This is a genomic window from Oceanimonas smirnovii ATCC BAA-899 (assembly GCF_000381965.1).
Classification (GTDB): domain Bacteria; phylum Pseudomonadota; class Gammaproteobacteria; order Enterobacterales; family Aeromonadaceae; genus Oceanimonas; species Oceanimonas smirnovii.
In genome coordinates this window covers 95,343-122,037 of record NZ_KB908462.1, presented here as the reverse complement: position 1 = coordinate 122,037, position 26,695 = coordinate 95,343, and the positions used below count along the sequence as shown (strand labels likewise).

At 57.6% G+C, this 26,695-nt stretch carries 22 protein-coding genes; 13 read left to right on the top strand and 9 right to left on the bottom strand.

The genetic code is table 11. The features are described from left to right. Nucleotide 1: 1 nt before the first annotated feature. Entirely contained in the window at nt 2-1,015 is a 1,014-nt protein-coding gene (hemB, locus tag G364_RS0110960) for a porphobilinogen synthase (RefSeq protein WP_019935196.1), read from the top strand. Nucleotides 1,016-1,037: 22 nt separating this feature from the next. On the opposite strand, the gene gppA is transcribed toward hemB, so the two are convergent. Both gppA and rhlB read right to left on the bottom strand, forming a co-directional pair. Then, nucleotides 1,038-2,519, bottom strand: a complete 1,482-nt coding sequence (gene gppA, locus G364_RS0110955) for a guanosine-5'-triphosphate,3'-diphosphate diphosphatase (protein ID WP_019935195.1) — start codon at nt 2,517-2,519, stop codon at nt 1,038-1,040. A gap of 6 nt (nt 2,520-2,525) precedes the next feature. Next, a complete protein-coding gene (gene rhlB / locus G364_RS0110950; protein ID WP_019935194.1) occupies nt 2,526-3,830 on the bottom strand; it encodes an ATP-dependent RNA helicase RhlB in 1,305 nt (434 codons plus the stop codon). 115 nt (nt 3,831-3,945) lie between these two features. Here rhlB and trxA point away from each other — a divergent pair, with 115 nt between their 5' ends. The 4 genes from trxA (at nt 3,946) to fre (ending at nt 8,403) form a co-directional block, all read left to right on the top strand. Further along, entirely contained in the window at nt 3,946-4,272 is a 327-nt protein-coding gene (gene trxA / locus G364_RS0110945) for a thioredoxin TrxA (protein WP_014290643.1), read from the top strand. A 183-nt stretch (nt 4,273-4,455) separates the two neighbouring features. Continuing rightward, entirely contained in the window at nt 4,456-5,721 is a 1,266-nt protein-coding gene (gene rho, locus G364_RS0110940; RefSeq protein WP_019935193.1) for a transcription termination factor Rho, read from the top strand. A gap of 484 nt (nt 5,722-6,205) precedes the next feature. Further along, nucleotides 6,206-7,705 (top strand): 4-hydroxy-3-polyprenylbenzoate decarboxylase, encoded by a 1,500-nt coding sequence (ubiD, locus tag G364_RS0110935; RefSeq protein WP_019935192.1) that lies wholly within the window; start codon nt 6,206-6,208, stop codon nt 7,703-7,705. Between the two features lie 2 nt (nt 7,706-7,707). Continuing rightward, complete coding sequence (fre, locus tag G364_RS0110930) at nt 7,708-8,403, top strand: NAD(P)H-flavin reductase (RefSeq protein WP_019935191.1); 696 nt, start codon at nt 7,708-7,710, stop codon at nt 8,401-8,403. A gap of 81 nt (nt 8,404-8,484) precedes the next feature. On the opposite strand, the gene ubiK is transcribed toward fre, so the two are convergent. Then, the gene (gene ubiK / locus G364_RS0110925) at nt 8,485-8,751 is read right to left on the bottom strand and encodes a ubiquinone biosynthesis accessory factor UbiK (RefSeq protein WP_019935190.1); all 267 of its coding nucleotides are present in this window, start codon (nt 8,749-8,751) and stop codon (nt 8,485-8,487) included. 48 nt (nt 8,752-8,799) lie between these two features. Beyond that, a complete protein-coding gene (gene ilvY / locus G364_RS0110920) occupies nt 8,800-9,699 on the bottom strand; it encodes an HTH-type transcriptional activator IlvY (RefSeq protein WP_019935189.1) in 900 nt (299 codons plus the stop codon). Between the two features lie 135 nt (nt 9,700-9,834). On the opposite strand from ilvY, the gene ilvC reads away from it, so the two are divergent. Together ilvC and tcdA are read left to right on the top strand one after the other, a co-directional pair. Next, on the top strand, nt 9,835-11,322 hold the full coding sequence (gene ilvC / locus G364_RS0110915) for a ketol-acid reductoisomerase (protein ID WP_019935188.1): 1,488 nt from the start codon (nt 9,835-9,837) through the stop codon (nt 11,320-11,322). A gap of 168 nt (nt 11,323-11,490) precedes the next feature. Further along, complete coding sequence (gene tcdA, locus G364_RS0110910; RefSeq protein WP_019935187.1) at nt 11,491-12,279, top strand: tRNA cyclic N6-threonylcarbamoyladenosine(37) synthase TcdA; 789 nt, start codon at nt 11,491-11,493, stop codon at nt 12,277-12,279. Nucleotides 12,280-12,696: 417 nt separating this feature from the next. Here the strand turns inward: tcdA and csdE are convergent, their stop codons facing one another. After that, nucleotides 12,697-13,119, bottom strand: a complete 423-nt coding sequence (csdE, locus tag G364_RS0110905; RefSeq protein WP_019935186.1) for a cysteine desulfurase sulfur acceptor subunit CsdE — start codon at nt 13,117-13,119, stop codon at nt 12,697-12,699. Next, nucleotides 13,119-14,333 carry an aminotransferase class V-fold PLP-dependent enzyme gene (locus tag G364_RS0110900; RefSeq protein WP_019935185.1) on the bottom strand — a complete coding sequence of 405 codons (1,215 nt, stop codon included), beginning with the start codon at nt 14,331-14,333 and terminating at the stop codon, nt 13,119-13,121. The genes csdE and G364_RS0110900 overlap by 1 nt, the downstream gene beginning before the upstream one ends. A 121-nt stretch (nt 14,334-14,454) precedes the next feature. On the opposite strand from G364_RS0110900, the gene rep reads away from it, so the two are divergent. Continuing rightward, nucleotides 14,455-16,467, top strand: coding sequence for a DNA helicase Rep (gene rep, locus G364_RS0110895; RefSeq protein ID WP_019935184.1), 2,013 nt, complete (start codon nt 14,455-14,457; stop codon nt 16,465-16,467). A gap of 293 nt (nt 16,468-16,760) precedes the next feature. Here the strand turns inward: rep and G364_RS0110890 are convergent, their stop codons facing one another. Next, nucleotides 16,761-17,225, bottom strand: coding sequence for a c-type cytochrome (locus G364_RS0110890; RefSeq protein WP_019935183.1), 465 nt, complete (start codon nt 17,223-17,225; stop codon nt 16,761-16,763). A gap of 208 nt (nt 17,226-17,433) precedes the next feature. Between G364_RS0110890 and G364_RS0110885 the strand changes: the two genes are divergently transcribed. Further along, a complete protein-coding gene (locus G364_RS0110885; protein WP_019935182.1) occupies nt 17,434-17,919 on the top strand; it encodes a MarR family winged helix-turn-helix transcriptional regulator in 486 nt (161 codons plus the stop codon). A 146-nt stretch (nt 17,920-18,065) separates the two neighbouring features. Beyond that, entirely contained in the window at nt 18,066-18,686 is a 621-nt protein-coding gene (locus tag G364_RS0110880; RefSeq protein WP_019935181.1) for a glutathione S-transferase family protein, read from the top strand. Here the strand turns inward: G364_RS0110880 and G364_RS0110875 are convergent. Next, a complete protein-coding gene (locus G364_RS0110875) occupies nt 18,683-19,579 on the bottom strand; it encodes a DMT family transporter (RefSeq protein ID WP_019935180.1) in 897 nt (298 codons plus the stop codon). The two genes, G364_RS0110880 and G364_RS0110875, sit on opposite strands and share 4 nt — an antisense overlap. Nucleotides 19,580-19,702: 123 nt before the next feature. Between G364_RS0110875 and sbcD the strand changes: the two genes are divergently transcribed. After that, nucleotides 19,703-20,908, top strand: coding sequence for an exonuclease subunit SbcD (sbcD, locus tag G364_RS0110870; RefSeq protein ID WP_019935179.1), 1,206 nt, complete (start codon nt 19,703-19,705; stop codon nt 20,906-20,908). Beyond that, nucleotides 20,905-24,303, top strand: coding sequence for an AAA family ATPase (locus G364_RS0110865; RefSeq protein ID WP_019935178.1), 3,399 nt, complete (start codon nt 20,905-20,907; stop codon nt 24,301-24,303). The genes sbcD and G364_RS0110865 overlap by 4 nt, the downstream gene beginning before the upstream one ends. Before the next feature lie 51 nt (nt 24,304-24,354). Here the strand turns inward: G364_RS0110865 and G364_RS0110860 are convergent, their stop codons facing one another. Continuing rightward, complete coding sequence (locus tag G364_RS0110860) at nt 24,355-25,818, bottom strand: DUF3360 family protein (protein WP_019935177.1); 1,464 nt, start codon at nt 25,816-25,818, stop codon at nt 24,355-24,357. 151 nt (nt 25,819-25,969) lie between these two features. On the opposite strand from G364_RS0110860, the gene G364_RS0110855 reads away from it, so the two are divergent. Further along, on the top strand, nt 25,970-26,647 hold the full coding sequence (locus G364_RS0110855) for a glutathione S-transferase (protein ID WP_019935176.1): 678 nt from the start codon (nt 25,970-25,972) through the stop codon (nt 26,645-26,647). Nucleotides 26,648-26,695: the final 48 nt, after the last annotated feature.

Genomic DNA, 26,695 nt, shown 5'->3' with positions numbered 1-26,695 from the left:
CATGACCAAACAAGTGATGGGTGGCTTTCCGGGCCGCCGTCTGCGCCGCCTGCGCAAGCATGATTTCAGCCGTCGCCTGGTGCGCGAGCACACCCTGACCGTGGATGATTTAATCTATCCGGTATTTGTGCTGCCCGGCATTCAGCGCCGTGAGGCGGTAGAGTCCATGCCCGGAGTGGAGCGTATGTCCATTGACCTGCTGCTGAAGGAAGCCGAAGAGCTGGTGGCACTTGGTATTCCGCTGCTGGCCCTGTTCCCGGTGGTGAATGCTGCCGAGAAAACCCTGCTGGCAGAAGAAGCATACAACCCCAACGGTCTGGTGCAGGAAGCGGTGCGGGAGCTGAAAGCCGCCTTTCCTGAACTGGGCATCATGACCGACGTGGCCCTGGACCCTTACACTGTGCACGGTCAGGACGGCATTCTCGATGAAGACGGCTATGTGCTGAACGACGTGACCACCGAAGTGCTGGTGAAGCAGGCGCTCAGCCACGCCGCCGCCGGTGCCGATATGGTAGCCCCGTCCGACATGATGGACGGCCGCATTGGTGCCATTCGTGAAGCGCTGGAAGCAAACGGGTTTATCAACACCCAGATCATGGCCTACTCCGCCAAGTACGCGTCCAACTATTATGGCCCTTTCCGCGATGCCGTCGGCTCTGCCGGTAACCTCAAGGGCGGCAACAAGGCCACTTACCAGATGGATCCGGCCAATACCGATGAAGCCCTGCAGGAAGTGGCCTACGACATTGAAGAAGGGGCCGACATGGTGATGGTCAAGCCGGGTATGCCCTATCTGGACGTGGTACGCCGGGTCAAGGAGCAATTTGGTGTGCCTACCTTTGCCTATCAGGTCAGTGGCGAATACGCCATGCACATGGCGGCCATTCAGAATGGCTGGCTCAAGGAGCAGGAAACCATTATGGAATCACTGCTGTGCTTCAAGCGTGCCGGTGCTGACGGCATTCTTACCTATTTTGCCAAGCGCGTGGCCCAGTGGCTGAAAGAAGATAAATAAAAAAGCGCCGAAAGGCGCTTTTTTATGCTTCCACTATATGTAGCGGCCAGCCCATGGCCGCTTGTCGCTCAGCTTCTGTGTTCAGCTCACTGGCCCGCAGATGGTGACCTTTACACCAGCCGGCAGGTAAGGTGAGCGTCAGTTGGTTACCTTGTTGCCTTAACTGAAAGGCCGGCACCGTGCCCTGAGTACGGCGCAAACACAGAATAATGGCCAGGCGCAGCAAACGAGCCAGCAGTATGGCTCTGTCAGCCTTGATGGCGCACTGAGACGTCAGTGCCTCAGGGTAGAACTCATCTCTGTGATTCAGCAGCAGCGCCGCCAGCAGGCTTTTCTGGGGAGCAGTAAAGCCCGGCAGATCAATATGACGAATAATATAGGCAGCATGCTCCGGGGCACGCTTGTACTCAATACACAGGCCCAGCTCATACAGCATAGCGGCCCGTGCCAGCATGCAATGTTCGTCACTGCTGGCGGCGGGTTGCAATTGTTTCAGTGCCATAAGGGCGGTGTTGCGTACTCGCTCGCCCTGCTCCCGGTCCAGCTGATAGCGAGCAATCAGACTGTCCAGGGTTCTGTCCTGGGCGTCACAGTCCTGCCGGGTGCCCAGCATACTGTAGATAAGCCCTTCCCGCAGGGCACCGCCCGCCAGCACCATGTGTTCAATGCCAAGCGTGTCGAACAGAGCAATTAAAATGGCCAGACCCGAGGCAAATACTGGTGCGCGCTCGGGTTTGAGCCCGTGCAGTTGCAGCTGTTCTACCTTGCCGCAGGCGATGGCCTGCTCTTTCAGCCGGTACAGCTTGGTCAGGGTAATGTGCTCGTTTTCCCCCTGAGCCATCATGATTTCCTGAATGGCTTGTACCGTGCCGGAGGCACCAAAGGCATGCTGCCAGCCCAGCTTGAGATAGCTGGCCGCCACCGACGACAGCTCACGCTGGGCTGCCTGAATCGCCTGTTGAAAGTTGTCGTGAGTCAGCTTATTGTCCGGAAAGTAACGCGTCAGCCAGGTTACACAACCCATATTCAGGCTGTTCAGCAACCCCGCTGAGGTACCCTCACCAATAATCAGCTCAGTACTGGCCCCGCCAATATCGATAACCAGACGGCGGCCGGTGCCGGAAGACGTCCAGGCCACGCCCTGATAAATGGTAGCGGCTTCTTCCTCGCCGGAAATAATCTGTACTGGGTGGCCGAGAATAGCCTCAGCCTGCTCAAGAAAAACCCCAATATTGGTGGCCAGCCGTAATGTGGCGGTGCCCACAATGCGCACCTGACCGGCGGGCACATCCTGCAGTTGTTCGGCAAACAGTTTCAGACAGTCCCAGCCTCGCTCCATGGCAGCGTTATCCAGGCTGCCATCCGCCTGTAATCCCGCAGCCAGCCGTACTTTGCGTTTGACCTTGGCCAGCGTACGGCTGGCTCCTGCCACCTGTTGCACCACCAGCATGTGAAAACTGTTGGAGCCCAGGTCAATGGCGGCATACAGAGACGGGTTCTTCACGCTGGCTCAGCCCCGGTTACCCTGCGGCCGGCGACGGCGGTTGCCGCCGGGGCGGCGCTGATTACCACCCTGGCGATCCCGTACATTACGGTTCATGCCAGCTCTGTGATGGTGAATACGTTTGGGTGGTGTTACATCGTCCAGCAGGGCGGCACTGTCATATTTACTGACCGGAATTTCATGCTCAATGTAAGCCTCTACCGCCGGCAGGTTGAACACATATTCTTCACAGGCAAAGCTGATGGAGCAGCCGCTGGCCCCGGCCCGGCCGGTACGGCCAATGCGATGCACATAGTCTTCGGCGTCGTCGGGCAGATCGTAGTTGAACACATGGCTCACATCGGGAATGTGCAGACCGCGGGCGGCCACGTCGGTGGCCACCAGAATATCGAGGGCACCACCGGTAAAGTCTTCCAGAATTTTCAGGCGCTTTTTCTGGGGTACGTCACCGGTGAGCAGTCCTACACGGTGGCCATCAGCGTCGAGCCAGGCGAATACTTCCTCACAGCTGTGCTTGGTGTTGGCAAAAACAATGGCTTTATCGGGCCATTCTTCTTCCATCAGCGTCAGCAACAGCCGCATTTTTTCTTCCTGTGCCGGATAGAACAGTTCTTCCTTGATGCGTACGCCGGTTTTTTGCTCCGGCTCCACCTGTACATGTTCAGGATCGTTCATGTGCTCATAAGCCAGCTCCTGCACTCTGTGCGACAGAGTGGCGGAAAACAGCATATTCTGGCGCTGAGTAGCCGGCGGCATGCGGCGGAATAAAAAGCGAATGTCCTTGATAAAGCCCAGATCGAACATGCGATCCGCTTCATCCAGCACCACCACCTGAATGGCGTCCAGGCTAATCACTTTCTGCTTGAAGAAGTCGATAATGCGGCCCGTCGTGCCGATCAGAATGTCCACCCCTTCATTCAGCACCTGGGTCTGCTTTTCATAGCCATCGCCGCCATAGGCCAGCCCCAGTCTCAGACCGGTGTGCTCACTCAGGGTGTCGGCATCGTTATGGATCTGCACCGCCAGCTCCCGGGTCGGAGCCATGATGATGGCGCGGGGCTGATTGGTTTGACGGTTGGCCGGAGCGGGAGTGGTCAGCAAATGATTAAAAGTGGCGGCAAGAAAGGCAATGGTTTTGCCGGTGCCGGTCTGGGCCTGACCGGCGATGTCTTTGCCGGTAAGCAGGGGCGGTAACGACAGCGCCTGAATGGGCGTGCAGTTATGAAAACCTTTGGTTTCCAGTCCGGCCAGCACTTGTGGCTGCAGGCCCAGCTGGGTGAATTTGGTTTCAGTAAGGTGTGTCTTGCTCATAGCATTCAGATTATCAGGTTAGGCTTGCAATAATAAACAGGATCATTTGAAATAGGCCAACTAAATTGCCCTTTTGTTGTGTGTTTTTGAAGGGTAAAACTGACTGGAGTTGGATATGAGTGACAAAATTGTTCAGCTGACCGATGCCAGCTTCGATGCAGACGTCATCAAGGCTGAAGGCCCGGTGCTGGTAGATTTCTGGGCTGAGTGGTGTGGTCCGTGCAAAATGATCGCCCCCATTCTGGATGAGGTGGCCGGTGAGTATGAAGGCAAGGTAACCGTTGCCAAGCTGAATATTGATCAGAATGCAGAAACCGCTCCCAAATACGGTATTCGTGGCATTCCCACCCTGCTGTTGTTCAAGAACGGCGAAGTGGCAGCCACCAAAGTCGGTGCCCTGTCCAAGACTCAGCTGAAAGAGTTTCTGGACGCCAACCTGTAATCTCAGCAAGGGGTGCGCAAGGCACCCCTTGTGGTTTTTGCTAGACGCATTTCCTTTTTGGTGCTAGTTTATTGTTCGTTTGCTAGCCTATTTTGTGCCTTTAAGGCTCTTCTTAATTAATTCATCAATCCGGCAGATTATTTCTGACCATTTGACATTCCTGGTTGATAGACACTCACCACTATGAATCTGACTGAACTCAAGAATACCCCTGTATCTGAGCTGATAAAGCTTGGGGAAACCATGGGCCTGGAAAACCTCGCCCGCTTGCGCAAGCAAGACATCATCTTTGCTATCCTCAAAGCCCATGCCAAAAGTGGTGAAGATATCTTCGGTAATGGCGTGCTCGAAATTCTGCAGGACGGCTTTGGCTTTCTGCGCAGCGCCGACTCTTCCTATCTGGCCGGCCCAGATGACATTTATGTGTCTCCCAGCCAGATCCGCCGGTTTAACCTGCGTACCGGTGACACCATAGATGGCAAGATCCGGCCTCCAAAAGATGGCGAACGTTACTTCGCTCTGCTCAAGATAAGCCAGGTCAATTTCGACAAGCCCGAAAACTCCCGCAACAAGATCCTGTTTGAAAACCTCACTCCCCTGCATGCCAATGAGCGCATGAAGATGGAACGAGGCAATGGCTCTACCGAAGACATTACCGCCCGGGTGCTGGATCTGGCTTCTCCTATCGGCAAGGGCCAGCGTGGTCTGATTGTGGCACCGCCCAAAGCCGGTAAGACCATGCTGCTGCAGAACATTGCCCAGAGCATCACCTATAACCACCCCGAGTGTGTGCTGATTGTGCTGCTGATTGACGAGCGTCCTGAAGAAGTGACCGAGATGCAGCGCATGGTAAAAGGCGAAGTGATTGCTTCTACCTTTGACGAACCGGCGGCCCGTCACGTACAGGTGGCCGACATGGTCATCGAGAAGGCCAAGCGCCTGGTTGAGCACAAGAAAGACGTGGTCATTCTGCTCGACTCCATTACCCGTCTGGCCCGTGCCTACAACACTGTGGTGCCCAGCTCTGGCAAGGTGCTGACCGGTGGCGTAGACGCCAATGCCCTGCACCGTCCCAAGCGTTTCTTTGGTGCGGCCCGGAATGTGGAAGAGGGTGGCAGCCTGACCATCATCGCCACGGCTCTGGTAGATACCGGCTCCAAAATGGATGACGTTATCTATGAGGAGTTCAAAGGCACCGGTAACATGGAACTGCACCTGTCCCGCAAGATCGCCGAGAAGCGCGTCTATCCGGCCATCGACATCACTCGCTCCGGCACCCGTCGCGAAGAGCTGCTCACTACCAGTGACGAGCTGCAGAAGATGTGGATCCTGCGCAAAATCGTGCACCCCATGGGTGAGATTGACGGCATTGAGTTCCTCATCGACAAGCTGGCCATGACCAAGACCAACGACGAATTCTTTGACGCCATGAAACGTCAGCAGAAGTAATCGTTGCTCAGCATAAAAAAACCGCGGCTTGCCGCGGTTTTTTGTTGTAATACAAGCAGCTGCAAAGCGAAGCAGGTATAATCCGGTCACCTGAACGCTGTGTAATATTGTCAGCTGAATTCGTGCCACTGGAAGCAGCAGCAGGGTTGCGCTGCGCCGACACGCTGCTAGCCCATCCCTGGGGCGCTCGGCACATGCCATCCCTGGCATGTGACGGTCGGCTCCGGCAATCCCTGCTACTGCTTCCTGTTACCATCGGAGCTGCTTGTAGCTGGCAGCACCGGGATGAGACAGGAGGTCAGGGGGCGTCTGTGTCGCCGCACCCTCTGCGCCATGGAAGGCGCAGCGGAGCCCCCATGGATGGGTTCACGGCGTGTCGGCAACACAGTGGCCACTGGCCGACGAAGCTGCACGGCATCACCGACGGTTGCAGCCTTTGAGCAGGCATCAGCCTTAAAGCCACTCGATACACTCGGAACAACCTATGAAATACAAGGATTTACGAGATTTTATCGCGCAACTCGAAGCCCGGGGGGAGCTGAAGCGCATTCATCAGGAAATTGACCCCTACCTAGAAATGACCGAAATTTGCGATCGCACCCTGAAGGCGGGCGGTCCGGCGCTGCTGTTTGAAAATCCCAAAGGCTTTGATATGCCGGTGCTGGGTAACCTGTTCGGCACGCCCAAGCGGGTGGCCATGGGCATGGGCCAGCCCGATGTGGGCGCGCTGCGGGAAGTGGGTCGCTGGCTCTCCTATCTGAAAGAGCCTGAGCCGCCCAAGGGCCTGAAAGAGCTGATGGAAAAGTTGCCCATCTTCAAACAGGTGCTGAACATGCCGGTCAAGCGGCTGAAAAAGGCCCCTTGTCAGGAAGTCATTCAGGAAGGGGAACAGGTCGATCTCACTCGCATTCCGGTACAGCACTGCTGGCCGGGTGACGCAGCGCCCTTGATCACCTGGGGCCTGACCATTACTCGCGGGCCTTATAAAAAGCGTCAGAATTTGGGCATCTACCGTCAGCAGGTGCTGGGCAAAAACAAGGTGATTATGCGCTGGCTCAGCCATCGTGGCGGCGCCCTCGACTTTCGTGAATGGCAGGAAGCCAACCCCGGCAAACCCTATCCGGTGGCAGTGGCCCTGGGTGCCGATCCGGCTACTATTCTCGGTGCCGTAACCCCGGTGCCCGACACCCTGTCGGAATATGCCTTTGCCGGCCTGCTCAGAGGCAGTCGTACTGAAGTGGTCAAATGCATCGGCTCGGATCTGGAAGTGCCGGCCAGTGCTGAAATTGTGCTGGAAGGCTATATCTATCCTGATGATATGGCCCCGGAAGGCCCTTATGGTGACCACACCGGTTACTATAACGAGGTGGATGAATTTCCGGTGTTTACCGTGGAGCGGATTACGCGCCGGCGCGACGCCATTTATCATTCTACCTATACCGGCCGGCCGCCCGATGAACCCGCGGTGCTGGGGGTGGCACTGAACGAAGTGTTTGTGCCCATATTACAAAAGCAGTTTCCGGAGATTGAAGATTTCTATCTGCCACCGGAAGGCTGCTCCTACCGCATGGCGGTGGTGACCATGAAAAAGCGCTACCCCGGCCATGCCAAACGTGTCATGCTGGGCGTTTGGTCGTTTTTACGGCAATTCATGTATACCAAATTCGTTATTGTGTGCGACGACGATATCAATGCCAGAGACTGGAACGATGTGATCTGGGCCATTACGACCCGAATGGACCCGGCGCGGGATACCACATTGATTGAGCACACGCCCATCGACTATCTGGACTTCGCCTCACCGGTTTCCGGCCTGGGCTCCAAAATGGGCCTGGATGCCACCAACAAGTGGCCCGGAGAAACCAACCGCGAATGGGGCGAAACCATAGTGATGACGGATGAGGTTAAACAACGGGTCGATGCGCTGTGGGATCAACTTGGTATCCTGAGCACGAGTGCAGAACAGAATGAGAACAAAGGATAGTCATGCAAAAAATTAGCTGTAAAGTCGAAGCCATTCACGAAATGGCCGACACCCTCTGGTATGTGCGGCTGAAGCCGGAGCAGGTAGTGGATTTCAATGCTGGCCAGTATTTGCTGGTAGTGATGGCAGACGACGACAAACGCCCCTTTTCCATTGCCAACAAGCCACAGGAAAACGGTGAGGTCGAACTGCACATTGGTGCCTCACCCGACAACACCTATGCCCTGCAGGTGCTCAGACGCATGCAGGAGCAGGGCCATATTGAGGTACAGCTGGCAGCGGGCAAGGCCTATTTGCGTGAATCCCGTCATCCGGTGATCCTGATGGCCGGTGGCACCGGCTTTGCCTATACCCGCTCCATTTTGCAGCAAATGCTGGCCGACGGTCTGCATAAGCCGGTATTTATCTACTGGGGCGTGCGCCATCAAGAGCATTTATACGCCCATGAAGAACTGACAGCCTGGGCTGCCGAGCATAAAGAGCTGACCTATGTGCCCGTGGTGCAGAATGGCGGCGAGCAGTGGCAGGGACGCAGCGGTCTGGTGCATGAAGTCATTATGGATGATTTCCCCAGCCTGACCGGTTACGACATTTACGTGGCCGGCCGCTTTGAAATGGCAGGCGTGGCGCGGGAAGCCTTCAAGGAAAAAGGCGTGGATGCTGAACGCCTGTTTGGCGATGCTTACGAGTTTATTTAAACAGCTCGTCGAGTAAAGGAGCAGCGTCCTTTAGCTAAAAATAATGCCGGGCTTGCCCGGCATTATGCTTTTCAGCGGCAACTATTCCTGCTCATTGCGGCCATCGGCCAGCTGCTGTTCCAGCAGGGCCAGGCGGGCTTCCAGTTCGTTCAGTTTTTCCCGGGTGCGCAGCAGTACCTTGGTCTGCACATCAAACTCTTCCCGGGTTACCACATCCAGTTTGCCCAGCTGAGACTGCAGCACGGTGCGAATGCGTTTTTCTGCTTCCTCACCCATGTTCTTCAGGCCGGCGGGCATATTGCTTTGGATCTGTTTGGCGATATCTTCCAGTTTTTTCGGGTCCAGCATGGTCGCTCTCCTTAAAATATTGCTGCTATTGTAACCCAATACTGCTACTCATGGGGATTCGGGATTGGCCTGCTGCAGCGCAATTTGACGAAAGGCACGAATAAGCGGATCTTCCAGCCGTTTCTTAAGCAGACAGACGCCCACCTCAAAGGGTTTCAGATCCGGTGTCACCGCCAGCCGCTGAATTTTATCGGCCATGGGGCTGTGGCGAATGACCGCTGTGGGCACCAGCGCCACGCCACAGCCCAGCGCCACCATGCCGACGATGGCCTCGTTGCCGGCCACTTCGGCATACACGTTAGGGCTGATGCCCTTGTTACGAAACCACTGGTTAGTGCGTTTGCGGGCGACACCCTGCTCCGGAAGAATCACCGGAATCTTGCCCCAGTCGGCGGGACTTTGCTGCAGCAGCTCGTTGGCCAGGCAGGGAATGCGCGGCGCAATAAACACCAGCGGCACCGTTTGCAGCCGAATAAACTCCAGCTTGGCGGGCAGCGCATCGGGGCGGGCGGCAATGGCCAGATCCGTTTCCTCATTCAGTACCTTGTCGATGGCCAGCGCCGGGTCACCGGTTTCCAGCCGCAGCTCCAGTTGCGGATAGCGGGTACGAAAGCGGGCCAGAATGTCGGGTAACAAAAAGTAACTGGCGGTTACTGAGCAAAACAGCCGCAGCCGGCCCTGCAGAGGGCTGTCGTTATGCTTGAGCCGGTCGCGCATCTGATGCCAGTCGCCCAGCCAGCTTTCGGCAAACTGCTGCAGCTGCAGCCCGGCCGGCGTCAGTGCCACGCTGCGGTTGTCCCGCAGCAGCAGCTCGCAGCCCACTTCCTGCTCCAGCCGCTGAATGGCCCGGCTCAGGGTAGACGGGCTCACTGCCATGGCATCGGCAGTGCGGCCAAAATGCAGGCTCTGGCTGAGGTGAACAAATAATTCAAGATTGCGTAAGTCCATTCTGTTGCACCAAATGAAATACTCTGTTTCGAATATATCATTTCCGGCAACGAATGGCCTGGGGTATAGTGCTGGGGTCGTCACCGAAAACGGTGCAAGCATTCAAAAATAACGGATTAATTGGAGCAAAAGGTCATGGCTACTAACTATTTCAACACCCTGAACCTGCGTCAGCAGCTCGAGCAGCTGGGCAAGTGTCGCTTTATGAACCGCGAAGAATTTGCCGACGGTTGTAACTACCTGAAGGGCAAAAAGGTGGTTATCGTTGGTTGTGGTGCTCAGGGTCTGAACCAGGGTCTGAATATGCGCGATTCCGGTCTGGACGTGGCCTACGCCCTGCGTGCTGAAGCCATTGCCGAGAAGCGCAAGTCTTTCGTGCAGGCCACCGAGAACGGCTTCAGGGTAGGCACCTATGAAGAATTGATCCCGACCGCTGATCTGGTGATGAACCTGACTCCGGACAAGCAGCATACCTCTGCCGTTAACGCCGTTATGCCGCTGATGAAAGACGGTGCTGCCCTGGGTTACTCCCACGGTTTCAACATTGTTGAAGAAGGCATGCAGATCCGCAAAGACATCACAGTGGTGATGGTGGCGCCCAAGTGCCCCGGCACTGAAGTGCGTGAAGAATACAAGCGTGGCTTTGGTGTGCCGACCCTGATCGCCGTTCACCCGGAAAACGACCCCAAGGGTGAAGGTCTGGCCATCGCCAAGGCTTGGGCCTCTGCCACCGGCGGCGACCGTGCCGGCGTGCTGGAATCTTCCTTCGTAGCCGAAGTGAAATCCGACCTCATGGGTGAGCAGACCATACTGTGCGGTATGCTGCAGGCCGGTGCCATCGTGTGCCACGAGAAAATGGTGGCCGACGGTATCGACGCTGGCTACGCCGGCAAGCTGATCCAGTTTGGCTGGGAAACCATCACCGAAGCCCTGAAGCAGGGCGGCATCACCAACATGATGGATCGCCTGTCCAACCCGGCCAAGATCAAGGCTTTCGATCTGGCCGAAGAGCTGAAACAGCTGATGCGTCCGCTGTTCAACAAGCACATGGATGACATCATTGAAGGCAACTTCTCTGCCGGCATGATGGCTGACTGGGCCAAGGACGACCACGATCTGCTGACCTGGCGTGAAGAAACTGCTGAAACCGGCTTTGAGCAGTATCCGGCCACCGACGTGGTGATCGGCGAGCAGGAATACTTCGATAACGGTATTCTGCTGGTAGCCATGGTGAAAGCTGGCGTTGAGCTGGCATTTGAAGCCATGACCGCGTCCGGCATCATCGACGAGTCTGCTTACTATGAGTCGCTGCACGAACTGCCGCTGATCGCCAACACCGTTGCCCGTAAGCGTCTGTACGAGATGAACGTGGTTATCTCCGACACCGCCGAATACGGTAACTACCTGTTCGCCAACGCTGCCGTACCGCTGCTGCGCGAGAAGTTCATGCCCAAGGTAGGCACCGATGTGATTGGCAAGACCATCACCGTTGAGTCCAACTCCGTTGACAACCGTCGCCTGATTGATGTGAACGAAGCGATTCGCAACCACCCGGTAGAAATTATCGGCAAGACCCTGCGTTCTTATATGACCGATATGAAAAACATCGCCGTTGGCGGTTAAACAAACAAAACAATAAACAGAGCTGTAAACAGGGAGACTTCGGTCTCCCTTTTTTGTTTGGTGAGCAGGGATTTGGGAATGGGGATTAGGGGCTGACGGTTTTAGTCCCGAGTCCCCAATCCCGGTGACTTTGATATAATATCCAGCTGAATTCTGCGGGAGTGAATAATGAGTTTTGACGAGCGTTTCGGGGGCATTGCCCGCCTGTATGGTGCCCGGGCCCTGGCCCGGTTTGCCGAGGCCCATGTATGTGTAATTGGCATTGGCGGTGTGGGCAGCTGGGCGGCGGAAGCCCTGGCGCGTTCCGGCATTGGCGCTATTACCCTGATCGACATGGACGATATCTGCATTACCAACACCAACCGGCAGATCCACGCCCTCAGCAATCAGATTGGCGCAGAAAAGACTCAGGCCATGGCTGAACGCATTGCCCTGATCAACCCGGACTGCAAAGTAACTGTGGTGGATGATTTTATCAGTGCCGACAACCTCAGTGATTGTCTGCTGGCGGGGTTTGATTATGTGGTGGATGCCATCGACTCGGTGCGGGCCAAGGCGGCACTCATCGCTTTTTGCAAGCGCAACAAGATCCCGGTGATCACCGCCGGCGGTGCCGGTGGCCAGATAGATCCTTCCCGGATCCAGTTAAAGGATCTCAGCAAGACCATTCAGGATCCATTGGCGGCCAAGGTACGGGGCGAGCTGCGCCGCTTCTACAACTTCAGCAAGAACCCCAAGCGCAAGTTTGGCGTGGACTGTGTGTTTTCCACCGAGCAGCCCCGTTACCCGGACGGCGAGGGCGGCATCTGCAGCGCCAAACAGGAATCGGATGGCACCATGAAAATGGACTGCGCCTCGGGCTTTGGCGCCATTACTCATATCACCGCCACCTTCGGCTTCTTTATGGTCAGCCGGGTGCTTTCCCGGCTTGTCGCTCAGGTTGACAGCCAGAGCTAGCCGAGAGTATTGCCATGCGAAGCATCAGTGCGGTTGCGCTCCGCCGACACGCTTCACTGATTGCCACTCACTAAAAAAGCCTGCTGCGAACATAATTAATGTTCGGTCAGGCTTTTTTAATTCGTCATGGCGAGCAAAGCTCGCCCCATGAACGCTCGAAAATGCCATCCATGGCATTTTATGGTCGGCTACGGCAATCCCCACTGCTGCTTCGGGCAACATCGGCGTTGTCTGCAGGCAGTCGGTCAACTCAATGCGTTCTGAGGAGGGCAAAGGGTGTCTGCTTCGCCGTGCCCTTTGCGCTAGGGATGGCGCAACGGAGCCTACAGGGAGGTATTCACGGCGTGCCGGAGAAGCAGTGCGCTTTGTCCGACGGAAGTGCACGGCACAGCAAACAACAAGCGCTTTGCGGTCGGTTCAGCTTTCCGCTTTGGCTTTGATTGCCGAAACGACTGCTCTTAAACCATTGCCCCGGGACGGGCTCAGGTGGTTGAGCAGCTGTAATTCCTCGAAGTAAGTATCTATATCAAAGGCGGCGATCTCGGCGCTGGTCTTGTTGCTTAAGGCCGCCAGCACCACCGCCATCAGGCCCTTTACAATGCGGGCGTCGGAGTCGCAGTGAAACTGCCAGCGTTCCTGTTCATCCTTCGTCGCCACCAGCCAGGCCTGGCTTTCACAGCCGTGAATGGCGTTGGCCTCCACTTTTTCTTCCTCTGCCAGAGGCGGCAGCTGTTTGGCCAGTTTAATCAGCTGTTTGTAGCGGGCTTCCCAGCCCTGAGCGGCGGCAAACAGGGCGCGCACCTCGGTGGCGGTGATCTCTGTACCAAAGGGATGAGTCATTACAGCAGCTCCCGGGCCTTGTTGATGCCGGCCAGCAGGGCGGCCACGTCATCTTCGGTGTTATAAAAAGAAAAGGAGGCACGCACAGTGCCGTTTTTCAGCCCCAGCGCCTGCATCAGCGGCATGGCGCAGTGGTGGCCGGTGCGCACGGCAATGCCCTGCATATCGAGCAGGGTGGACAGATCCTGGGGGTGCACCTCGTCCATGGTAAAGGATACGGCTCCGGCCTGGGGTCGGCCAATCACGCGAATGTCGTCCATGGTGGCCAGGCCATCCAGCAGTTGGGTCAACAGCGCCTGCTCGTGGCGTTGCAGTGCGGCCCGATCCAGCCCTTGCAGATAGTCCACTGCCGCCCCCAGCGCAATGGCCCCGGCAATATTGGGGGTACCCGCTTCAAACTTGAACGGCGCTTCGGCAAACTGAGTGTGCTCAAAGCTGACTGTCTTGATCATCTCGCCACCGGTCTGCCAAGGGGGCATCTTTTCCAGCCACTCGGTTTTGCCATAGAGCACGCCAATGCCGGTGGGCGCAAACATCTTGTGGCCGGAAAAAGCGTAAAAGTCACAGCCTAATGCCTGCACATTCACCGGAAAATGTCCCACCGCCTGAGCGCCGTCAATCAGGGTTACGGCACCCACGGCTTTCGCCATGACAATCAGCTTGGCCACCGGATTGACCTGGCCCAGGGCGTTGGACACATGGCCCACGGCCAGCAGCCGGGTACGTTCGTTAATCAGTTGCTCAGCGGCGGCCATGTCCAGCTCGGCGCTGTCGGTGAGGGGAATCACCTTGAGCACGGCACCGGTGGCGGCGGCCACCTGCTGCCAGGGCACAATATTGGCGTGATGCTCCGAGGTGGACACCAGGATCTCGTCGCCGGTGTTCAGAAAGTGCCGGCCGAGGCTGAACGCCACCAGATTGATGGCTTCCGTGGTGCCCCGGGTCCAGATAATGTCGTTGGGCGAGGGCGCATGAATAAAACGCGCTACTTTTTCCCGGGCCTGCTCAAAGGCGCGGGTGGCCTGGCCGCTCAGGGCATGAGAGGCTCTGTGCACATTGGCGTTGGTATCCCGGTAGTAATGATTGAGCGCATCCAGCACGGCCTGTGGCTTCTGGGTGGTGGCGGCGTTATCGAGATACACCAGCGAATGGCCGTTAACAATTTGCGCCAGGGTAGGGAAGTCGCGTCTGAGTACTCGAATATCCACGTTCATGCATAACCATTAGAAAAAACTGTCAGGATCATGAGCCAAACCCAAGCCGATGACAAGGCGGCCTTCACCCCGAGCGGTCATGGCGGTAAAATCACCGGTCGTTTAATGCTGAGGAGCCGCCATGAAGTTAAACCCCGCCCAGGATGAAGCCGTTCGCTACATTGCCGGACCCTGCCTGGTGCTGGCCGGTGCCGGCTCCGGCAAGACCCGGGTGATCACCAACAAAATCGCCTATCTGGTGCGCCAGTGCGACTATTCCGCCCGCCATATTGCCGCCGTCACCTTTACCAACAAGGCGGCGCGGGAAATGAAGGAGCGGGTGGCGCAAACCCTGGGCAAGAGCGAAGCCCGCGGCCTGATGGTGTCCACCTTTCATACTCTTGGGCTGGACATTATTCGCCGTGAGCACAAGACCCTGGGGCTGAAATCCGGTTTCTCCCTGTTTGACGATCAGGATCAGCTGGCGCTGATCCGAGAGCTGACCGAAAAGGAGCTGGAAGGGGACAAGGAAAGGCTCTCCCGGCTGCTGAGTGCCATTTCCAACTGGAAAAACGATCTGGTGCTGCCGTCCCGTGCCGCCCGGCTGGCCACCGATGCCGAAACCGTGCTGTTTGCCCAGTGCTATGAGCGCTATCAGCGGCATATGAAGGCCTATAACGCCCTGGACTTTGACGATCTCATTCTGATGCCCACCCTGTTGCTCAAAACCAACGCCGAGGTGCGGGCCTACTGGCAGAACAAAATTCGTTACTTGCTGGTGGATGAATATCAGGATACCAACACCAGCCAGTATGAGCTGGTCAAGCTGATCGCCGGCGAGCGCGCCCGCTTTACCGTGGTGGGCGACGACGATCAGTCCATCTACTCCTGGCGCGGTGCCCGGCCCCAGAACCTGGTGCTGCTGAAGGAAGATTACCCCAGCCTGAAAGTGATCAAGCTGCAGCAGAACTATCGCTCCCGGGGGCGTATTCTGCAGTGCGCCAATATTCTGATCGCCAACAACCCCCATGTGTTCGAGAAAGAGCTGTTCTCGGAAATGGAATACGAGGCTTCGGTCAGAGTGCTGTTTGCCAAAAGCGAAGAGCACGAAGCGGAGCGGGTGGTGGCCGAGATCATGGGCCACAAGTTCATGAATGCCAGCAAGTTCGGCGACTACGCCATTCTGTACCGGGGCAATCATCAGTCCCGGCTGCTGGAAAAGGCGCTGATGACCAACCGCATTCCCTACAAGATCAGCGGCGGTACCTCGTTTTTCTCCCGCACCGAGATAAAGGACATCATGGCCTATCTGCGGCTGCTGGTGAATCCGGACGACGACAACGCCTTTCTGCGGGTGGTGAACACGCCCCGGCGGGAAATTGGTCCCACTACCCTGGAAAAGCTGGGCACCTATGCCAACGGCCGGGGCAAAAGCCTGTTTGCTGCCAGCTTTGAGCTGGGGCTGGAGCAGACTCTGACGGGCAGAGGCCTGGTGGCGGTGCGTGCCTTCAGCGACTGGCTGGTGCGACTGGGGGATGAGGCCGCCCGGGACAACGCGGTGGAAGCGGTGCGCGACATGATCAAGGACATTCACTATGAGGAATGGCTGTATGAAAGCTCGCCCAGCCCCCGGGCCGCTGAAATGCGCATGCAGAACGTGTCCACCCTGTTCAAGTGGGTCAGCCAGATGCTGGAAGGCTCGGATCTGGAAGAGGCCATGACACTGCCGCAAGTGGTTACCCGCCTGACCCTGCGCGACATGATGGAGCGGGGCGAAGATGAGGACGACGGCGAGCAGGTACAGCTGATGACCCTGCACGCCTCCAAGGGCCTGGAGTTTCCCTTTGTGTTTATGGTGGGCATGGAAGAAGGCCTGCTGCCGCACCAGAGCAGCATTGACGAAGACAACATAGAGGAAGAGCGGCGGCTGGCCTACGTGGGCATCACCCGGGCCCAGCAGGCGCTGACCTTTACCCTGTGCCGGGAGCGGCGGCAATACGGTGAAACCATTCGCCCCGAGCCCAGCCGGTTTTTGCTGGAACTGCCCCAGCAGGATCTGGACTGGGAGCACAACCGCAAACCCCAGAGCGAAGGCGAACGCATGCAAAAGGGCCAGGCCGGCGTGGCCAGCCTGCGGGCCATGTTCAAGAAATAGCCATCAACCGAAAAGACAGCCATCAGCGGTAAGCTGTCAGTAAAACCATTGGTGCTGGCGAGGGACGTACAAGGCAGGGAAACTTCGCTCGTGCTTGCACACAATGCAAATCTTGCCCGAAGCAGTAGCGGGGATTGCCGGAGCCGACCGTCATCATGCCATGGATGGCATGTGCCGAGCGCCCCGGGGAAGGGCTTGAAGCGTGTCGGCGGAGTGCAGCCGCGCTGCTGCTTCTTGCGACAGGCATAAAAAAGCCGCATTGCTGCGGCTTTTCACGTTACTGATGGTCGCGCTCAGATTGCGTCCAGCATATAGTCAATGGCGTTACCAATCTCCTCATCGGAGCAGTTGCCACAGGCACCACGGGCGGGCATGGCGTTAAAGCCATTAATCGCGTGGCTCAGCAGGGTATCGCGACCCTTGTCAACGCGGGGGCCCCAGGCAGCAGCATCACCTTTTACCGGCGCACCGGCGGCACCGGTGCCATGGCAGGCGGCGCAAGCGGCGTTATACACGGCTTCACCACTGCGGGGAGCAGCAGGTTCGCCGCTGTCACCACCGGCGGCGGCAGTGTCGATAATGCCTTCCAGATCGGCGGCAGAATACACACTGCCCACCGGCTTGGTGCGCTCGGCAACAGCTTCAGGCGACATATCATTGGCGGCGTAGGCCATACCACTCAGTGAAGCAGCGGCAACACCGGCAAGCAACAGGTTTCTAAACAGGCTCACCTTTTCATTCTCCCAGTTGGCTTTCATTATTTTTCCATTCAACCAGGCGAGTATACCCCAAGAATCATGGCCATTAAATGCTCCAACCATACCAACATCAGGGAATATCCCGAGATGAGAGCGGGGTTTACGTTACCGGCTTTGTGATACTATACAGATGTCTTGATATCAAAATGGCTTCCTGGAAGAACCAATCACAATGAACCATAACCACACGCACTCATCAGACAACATCATGGATCAAATTGACCGTATCGTCACGCTTTGGCACCGGGCCCGCCCGGATCTCAGTTTTAATAGCACTGAGGTTATTGGCCGTGTAGTAAGGCTGGAATACTTTATTACCCGCCGGGTACTGCAGGATCTGGCCCATTACGACCTGAACGTAGGTGAATTCGACGTGCTGGCGGCGCTGCGCCGGCATCCGCCCAGTTTTCAGCTGTCTCCTAATCAGTTGCAGTCCATGGTACTGATTTCATCCGGTGCCCTTACCAACCGCATTAACCGGCTGGAAAGCCGGGGGCTGGTTACCCGGGCGCAGGCAGATCATGATCGCCGGGGCGTAATCGTCACTCTCACCGATGAAGGCTACAAGGTAGTGGAAGAGGCGGTAAAACATCACCTGGCGGCAGAAGCCGAGCTGGCGGCAGCCCTTACTGAAGAAGAGCAGCAACAGTTTGCCGCTCTGCTGAAGAAAATGCTGCTGTCGGTTGAAGACTGATCCCTGTTTTTATCACATACTCAATTGGTGACATATTTTTGTAAAATTTGTCGCCAATTTGTCATTCTCCGCCAATACTCAAACTAGATCTGTGTCAGGTTGCTGCAACCGGCACAACTCCAGTCGTGTTCAGGAGGTTTATTTAAATGAAATTATACTTCAAGCCCGGTGCCTGCTCTCTGGCTCCGCACATAGTGCTGTGCTGGATGGAGCAGCCCTTTGAGCTGGAGCCGGCCAACACTCAGGATCCGGAGTTTGTAAAAATCAATTACATGTCGGCGGTGCCGGTACTGATGACAGACGACATGGGGGCCTTGTATCAGACCAGTGCCATTCTGCGTTATCTGGCCCGCTTACCTGCCGGTGAGCACCTGGGGCCCATTAACGATCCCGTGCTGCAGTATCAGTGTGATTACTGGCTAAGCTTTTTTAACACCGACGTTTACCGCGTTATGGTACCCTGGTTTGCCCAACACAAACTGACCACAGACACTACGGATGCCGCTCATGATGCCATCAAGGCAGCGGTGCCCGAGCGTATCGCCCCCTGGCTGCAGCGCATGGACAATCATCTGGCCAGCCGCACCTGGTATATGGACGAGCACAAAAGTATAGTGGATGCCTGTGCCTTTGTGTTTGAGCTCTGGGCCACACAAATTCTGCCTGATGGCTTAAGCAACTACCCGCATGTTGCCCGGCACTTTCAGGATCTGAACGAAGACGCCGGTGTGCGTCGCGCCCTCAGTGCAGAAGGCCTTAACCTTTAACGAGTCACTATCAGGGCCGTGCCAATCACTGTGACCAGGGCGCCCAGCCAGGCGCCACTGGCAGGGCGGCGCTTCATGATCAGCCACAACAGCGGCAGCACCAGCACCGGGCTTACCGAACTCAGCATGGCCACCATGCCCACCTCACCATGGCGCAGTGCCAGCAAAATCAGGGTCATGCCCACGCCCATGGCCAGAAAAGCATTCAGCGCCACCATGCCAAACACCGGCCAGTTAATGCGCTGCAGGGGTTTGGCCACCGCCAGCCCGCACCACAGCAGTGCCATATGAGCGGCAAAGGCGGTGGTCATGCGTACTGCCGAGGCCGCTACCGGATCCACATTGCCTTCCATTACCGGCTTGACCATTAACGTGGCCACCGACTGACACAGCGCCGACAGCAGGCCAAGGGCAATGCCTGGCCAGAGGCTGCCGTTGTCCTGCTCCCAGGCATGGGTTTCATTGCCGCGCTTGCCAAAGAAAATGGCGGTCATGACACCGCCCACCAGCAGTACGCCGCCGGCCAGTGCCTGCGCGCCAATGCGTTCATCAAACAGGGCAAACCCCAGCACCACGGAAAAGAGCGCATGAGTGGCAAACAGCACACTGGCCCGGCGTGGCCCCAGCCGGTTCATGGCGGCATAAAGTGCGGTATCACCGATAAAAATGCCAATCAGGCCAGAAGCCGCCATGACGCCCAGTGCCGGCGTACTCAGGCTGGCCCAGCCGCCGGTGACCATGGCGGCGGCCCATAGCATCAGGCTGACGCAGAACATGCGCCAGCGGGAATAGGCAAACGCCCCCAGATGGCGGGCGGCACTGGCAGACAGCAAACTGGACACTGCCCAGCAGGCAGCGGCTGCCAGGGCAAGAAAGTCGTAGGAAAATGGCATAATAAGCGGCGCTGGAAATGAAAGCATCAGTCTAGCAAGTTTTGGGCCGGCACCAAGCGAGTTTGCCTCTGGCCGGTATAGCGGTGCTAATATTTGTCATTTATTGAAATTTCAAGGGCTTCCATGCGCATTCTGCACACCTCCGACTGGCACCTGGGCCAGCATTTTATGGGCAAAACCCGGCTGAATGAACACGCCGCCTTTCTCAACTGGCTGGTGGCTCAGGTAGAGCAGTACCAGATTGATGCCGTGCTGGTAGCGGGTGATATCTTTGATACCGGCACGCCTCCCAGTTATGCCCGTGAGCTTTATCATAATTTTGTGGTGCAGATCAGCCGCAGCGGTGCCAGCCTGGTGCTGCTGGGAGGTAACCACGACTCTGTGGCCATGCTCAATGAATCCCGTGAGTTGCTGGGTGCGCTGAATGTTCGGGTGATCCCCGGGGCCATGGCCGAGCCTGAACAACAGATTATTACGCTGGCCAACCGTGCCGGCGAGCCCGGTGCCGTGCTCTGTGCCATTCCTTTTTTGCGCCCGCGGGATCTGCTGGAAAGCCGGGCCGGCGACAGTGCCGATGACAAGGGCCGTGCTCTGCAACAGGCCATTGCCGCGCACTATCAGCAGTTGTATGAGCAGGCCCGGGCACAAAATGCCGGTCTGCCCATTGTGGCCACCGGCCACCTCACCACGGTGGGGGCCAGCCGCACTGATTCGGTGCGTGACATTTATATCGGTACCCTGGAGGCTTTTCCTGCCAGCGCCTTTCCTGCCGCTGACTATATTGCACTCGGGCATATACACAGGCCGCAAAAGGTGGGGGGCTGTGAGCATATTCGCTACAGCGGCTCGCCCCTGACCCTGAGCTTTGATGAGACCGGCCAGCAAAAAGAGGTGTTGCTGGTAGAGCTGTCGAATCGCGGCCTGGAAAGCGTCACCCCGGTGCCGGTGCCGGTGTTTCAGCCCATGGCAAGAGTGGCAGGTTCACTGAACGAGCTGGCTGAGCGTTTGCCCGAGGCCGCCCGGACAGGCACTGACACGCGGCCGGTATGGCTGGAAGTGACTGTGTCTGAAGACGATTACCTGAGTGATCTGCAGCCCAGGGTGCAGGCCCTGAGCGAGGGGCTGAATGCCGAGGTGCTGCTGGTGCGCCGGGAGCGCCAGGGGCGCAATGCTGCCTTGCTGGCGGAGCAGAAAGAAACCCTGAGCGAACTGACCCCAACTCAGGTATTTGAACGGCGGCTGGCGCAGGAAACCCTGAATGAGCACGACCTGCGTGAACTGAACCAGCTCTATGCTCAGGTGCTGGCCAGTCTGGAGGAGCAAGCATGAAAATTCTGAGCCTCAGGCTGAAAAATCTGAACTCCCTGCAGGGCGAGTGGAAAATTGACTTTACTCAGTCGCCCTTTGTCGACAGCGGACTGTTTGCCATTACCGGCCCCACCGGGGCGGGCAAAACCACGCTGCTCGATGCCATTTGTCTGGCGCTCTATCACCAGACGCCACGAATGAAAACCGTCTCTGCGGGCAGCAACGAGCTGATGACCCGGCACACCGCCGATTGTCTGGCAGAAGTGGAGTTTGAGGTAAAGGGCGAGGGCTACCGGGCCTTCTGGAGTCAGCGCCGGGCCAGAAGCCAGGTTGGTGGCAAACTGCAGGCGCCCCGTGTTGAGCTGGCAAAGCGCAGCGGTGAAATTCTGACCGATAAAATCAATGACAAGCTCAGGCTGACCGAAATGCTCACCGGTCTCGACTTTGGCCGCTTTACCAAATCGATGATGCTGGCCCAGGGCGGTTTTGCCGCCTTTCTGCATGCGGATGCCAACGAGCGTGCCGAGCTGCTGGAAGAGCTGACCGGCACCGATATTTACGCCCGTATTTCCCAGCGGGTGTTTGAACAGACCCGGGAGCACAAACAGGCGCTGGCCGAGCAGGAAGCGCAAGTTAAAGGCGTGGCTCTGCTGGGTGAGGAGGAGCGTGGCGAAATTGAACGCCAGCGCACCGGGACGGCTCAGCAGCTGAGTGCAGTGCAGCAGGCATTGCAGCGCACCCGGACCGCGTTGGTACAGCGCCAGCAGTGGGATCGGAATGAGCAGCAACTGGTGCAGGCCAGCCAGGCACACCAACAGGCGCAGGCCGCGTTGAACGAGGCGGCCCCTGAACAGCTGGCGCTGGAGCAAAGCGAGCCGGCTGCCCGCTTGTATGTGCAGTGGCAGCAACGCCAGCAGCATCAGCAGCAACAACAAGTCCTCGGCCATCGAATAAGCGAGCGTCAGGCTGAGCTGGGCCGGCTGACACAAGAGCAGCAGGTGTGCCACTGGCGCGGCCTTTCATTCAGCCGGCAGCATCATCAGGCACTGCAGCAGCAGGATCAGGCTCTGGAGCAACAACAGCAGCAGCTTGCCGACGCCATGGCGGCCAATCCTGCCGGTGAGCAGCTGGGAGAGCAGCTGGCCGGCTGGCGGGGTGATATTAAACAGCTGGATAAACTGCACCAGCAAATACAACAGCTTACGGCACAGCACCAGCAACACGGCCAGCAGCAACACCAGCTGGCGCAACAACAACAGGTACTGCAGCAGCAACAGCAGCAGGCCAGCCAGGCTGAGCAAACCGCGCAGGCGCGCTGCCGGCAGCAGCAGGATGCACTGGCCGGCGTGCTTGGCCATGCCACTGAAGCGGAGTTAAAAGCACAATGGCAGGCGCTGCGCAGCCAGCAGCCGCACTGGCTGGCCCTGGAGCAAACTGCCGGGCAACTGCAGGAGCTGAAACAGGAGCAACAACAGCAGCAGCACACTCTGAACCGGCTGACACCACAATGGCAGCAGGGCGAGCAGCAACTTGAGCAAACCCGGGAGCAATATCGTCAGCTGCAGGAGCAAATAAAAGACAAGACCCGGCTGCTGGAACAGGAGCAGCTGATCCGCTCTCTTGAGCAGCACAGGGCTCAGCTACAGCCCGGCGATGCCTGTCCGCTCTGTGGCAGTGAGTCTCACCCGGCCATTGTCGCTTACCAAAACCTGAATAACAGCACTGCCGCCGAGCTGCAGCAAAAGCGCCATGAGCTGGAGCAGATCGAGCAGGCCGGTGCCTCGTTGCGCCACCAGCAGGCGGAGCACAAGGCGAAGCTGGATTATACCGGCCAGCGCTTGCAACAGCTGAGCAGCCGCCTTCACGAGCTGCAGGAAAAACAAACGGCGCTGTTACAGCAGCTGTCTCTTGATGCCAGCGACTGGCAATCTCAGCTGCAGGCGCGTCGCCAGCAGCTGGCTCAGCTTGAGCAACAGGCAGAGCAGCTTGAGGCGGCCAAAGCCGCGCTCCATCAGGCTGAGCAGGCCCGACAGGCGGCAGTGGCACAAACCGGCGAGCTGGCGCATCAGCAACAGCTGCTGACACAAAAAATGGACACTCTGCAGCAGGCACAGCAGCAGCGGCACAGCGACATTCAGGCCTGTGAGCAGCAGCGCTGCGAGCTGGAGCAGCAGCTGCTTGCCGGCATTGGTCATCAGCCCGGTAACTGGCAGGCCTGGCTCAGCCACACCGAGCAGCAATGGCAACAATGGCGGCAGCAGCAAAACAGCGTCAGTCAGCTGAAAGAGCAGCGCCAGCAGCTGGCCATGGCCCTTGGTGAAGCCGAACGCCGGCTGGCACACTGGCAGCAGGGCTGGGATCAGCTGGCCCTGCCTGATGATGCGCCGGTAACAGCCGCCGATCCGGACGCGGCAGCCAGTGAGGCTGAAATCCGGCTGGCCGAACTGAAAGACGCCCTGCAGCGTCAGCATCTGCTGCTGGAGCAGGAGCAACAGCAGGCCACAGAACTGCAGAAAACGCTGAACGAAGCCAACGCCGGCTGGCAGCAGGCGCTGACCGACAGCCCCTTTGCCGATGAGGCAGCATTTCTGGCGGCACATCTGCCGGAGCCAGAGCGCCAGCGGCTGCAGGCACGGCTGCAGGCGTTGCAACAGGCGCTGGCACTGGCTGCCGACCGGCTGGCTCAGGCGCAGCAGGCAAAACAGCAGCTGGGAGACACAGCGCCGCCGGCGCTGGCCGAGCTGGAGCAGCAACAGCAAAACCAGCAACAGGCGCAAAATACCGCCCAGCAGCAACTGGGCCGGCTGGAAGAGCGCCTGGCGCACGATGCCGCTCAGCGTGAGCGCCAGCAAAGTTTGCTGCAGCGCATTGAGCAGGGCCGTCAGCAACTGCAGCGCTGGGAGCAGCTCAATAGTCTGATTGGCGCTGCCGACGGTGCCCGTTATCGCCGTTTTGCTCAGGGGCTGACCCTCGAGCATCTGGTATATCTGGCCAACCGCCGGCTGGAGCGGCTGCACGGCCGTTACCGGCTGGCGCGCAATCATGCCGCCGAGCTGGAGCTGTCGGTCATTGACACCTGGCAGGCGGATGTAAGCCGGGATACCCAGACCCTGTCCGGTGGCGAAAGCTTTCTGGTGAGTCTGGCGCTGGCGCTGGCGTTGTCGGATCTGGTGAGCAGCAAAACCTGTATCGACTCGCTGTTTCTGGATGAAGGCTTTGGCACCCTGGATGCCGACACTCTGGAAGTGGCACTGGATGCGCTGGATGCGCTGAATGCCAGCGGCAAGATGATAGGCGTGATCAGCCATATAGATGCACTGAAGGAGCGGGTGCCGGTGCAGATAAAACTCAGCAAAGGGCAGGGCCTGGGCCTCAGCCGGCTGGCACCGGAATTTGCCTTCAAGGCCGAAGCATGAGCAACAAAAAGCCGGAGCTTTGCTCCGGCTGTTATTGTATCAACGTAAGGATTATTCTGCGGTAATCAGCGCCGGAATACCCGGCAGCATGCCCACCGCCGCCATAATGGCCAGCAGAATGACAAAGGTAATACCCGGAATCACCCAGCGGTCCATCAGTCGCAGTTTCTTGCCGCGCTCCTTGTCACCAATCAGACCCAGGTTATCCAGCAGCATGGTCATGGACCAGCCAAATACCGGGTTAACAAACGCGGAGGCGAACACCACAATCCCGGCAGACTGGCTGCTGGTAGTGTTACGGGTCATCTGCATGCCCGCTTCCAGCAGTGGCATAAATACACCCACAATCAGCGCTACCCGCAACACCGGTGCCCACACCGCCAGATCCATGGGGTAACCCCAGAGTGCGGCAATCACACACAGAATGCCGGTCAGTACGGCACCCGCCGGAATGGGGCGCTTGGCAATGGCCGCCGGAATAATATAAGTCCCCCAGGAAGAGGCCAGATTACCGCCACCCAGCACACTGCCTACAGCCTGGCGTACCGAGGCCACACCCATGGTGTCGTCCACGTTCATCAGTACCTTGGTGGCTTTTTTGGGATAGTTCAGCTCCTGGAAAACCCGCTGGCCCATAAAGTCAGGAGACCACATGGCTACTGCCAGCACCGCAAAGGGTGCCACACTCACAAAGTGATGCAGCTCGGGCCAGCCCATCTGCCAGCCGGTGTTCTCACCCCACCAATAAGACGGGCTCAGGTTGGGAATGCCGGGCTCGGTCACAAACTCAAAGGGTGCGCCCAGGGCAATGGCAATAATAAAGGCAATACCGGAGCCCAGCGGAATGGACAGCCAGCGCATTTCCAGCCGGGCCAGCAGGGCATACATGATAATGGTGCTCAAAATGACCACAAAGGCGACGTAGCCCATATCAATGCCGTTGGCCCATGCGGTCAGTGCCTTGATCTGGCTGAGCAGGCCCATGGCCCCCAGATAAATCAGCAGGCCGCCGCGTACACCATCACTGGTGAGCGCCATCAGTTTACTGCCGCCTTTGGTTAAACTGAGAATTAAGCCAAACAGCCCCACCAGCAAGCCCAGCGCCAGCGGGTGCCCCCCCGAGGCTACAATCAGCGGGATCAGCGGAATCATGGGGCCGTGGGTGCCGGCCAGGTTGGCGTTGGGGTTAATAAAGCCCGAAAACAGAATCACGAACAGCAAGGCCGCTATCAGCATTTCAAAGCGAACGTTTTCTACTACAAAAGCGTCACTCAGCCCCAGCGGACCGGCAAAGGCCGCGACCACGGCGGCAACCATAACAATTTTGCCGATAGTCGCCGCCAGTGCCGGTACAAAATCTTCGAACTCAAAGCTGTAGTCACGAAATGGCAGGTTGATCCCCCAGCGGCGGGGCGACAATATAGACAGCTCATGCTCCAGATAGGCGGCCCGGCTGTCGAAATCTTTGCGGGGCTTGCGCTGGGAGCGGTAGGTCTGGGAGGGTGCTTCAGACATGATCATCTCCTCGATGAATAATACTTTCCCTGTTTAATCACAAGGCATGCTAGCGTCTGTTAACGAATGTAACTATTCGACATAAGTCTTAAAACATAACTGTTACATTCTTGATGCAAGACAAATCATTCAACGTGAAACGGAGATATTCATGATTACTCTGCATTATCTGGAAGACTCCCGCGCTCAGCGCATTCTGTGGTTGCTGGAAGAGCTGGGCCTTGAATATGAGCTGGCCCGTTACTCCCGCAACGCCGGTTCAGGCCTTGCCCCCGATAGCCTGAAGCGTGTGCATGCCCTGGGCAAGTCACCGGTGATCACGGACGGCAACCTCACTCTGGCAGAGTCGGGTGCCATTGTGGATTATCTGGCCCAGCGTTACGGTGCAAAGCAGCTGTTGCCCGAGCACGGCACCGACATCTGGTGGGATTATGTGTACTGGCTGCACTATGCTGAAGGCTCGCTGATGCCGCCGCTGCTGATGCGCTTTGTGTTCGAGCGGGTAAAACAGGCTCCCATGCCGTTTTTTGTGAAGCCGCTGGTGAAAAAAATAGTGGCAGGTGTTAACAGTGCCTTTCTTGACAAGCAGATACATACTCACCTTAATTTTGTGGCGGATCACCTTGCCTGTCATGAATGGATGCTGGGTGAGCAGTTCAGTGCTGCCGATATTCAGATGAGTTTTCCGCTGGAAACCGTGATCAGCAACCCCGAGCTGGCCGACAGCTACCCCAGGCTGCAAGCCTATGTGGCGGCGCTGCAGGCCAGGCCAGCTTACCGTAAAGCCCTGAAAGCAGGCGGAGCCTATCGTTATGGCCCGGCTAATTGATGAGTACTATGTCAGCCGGTAGCATGATGGCTGACTATTTAACCTGTG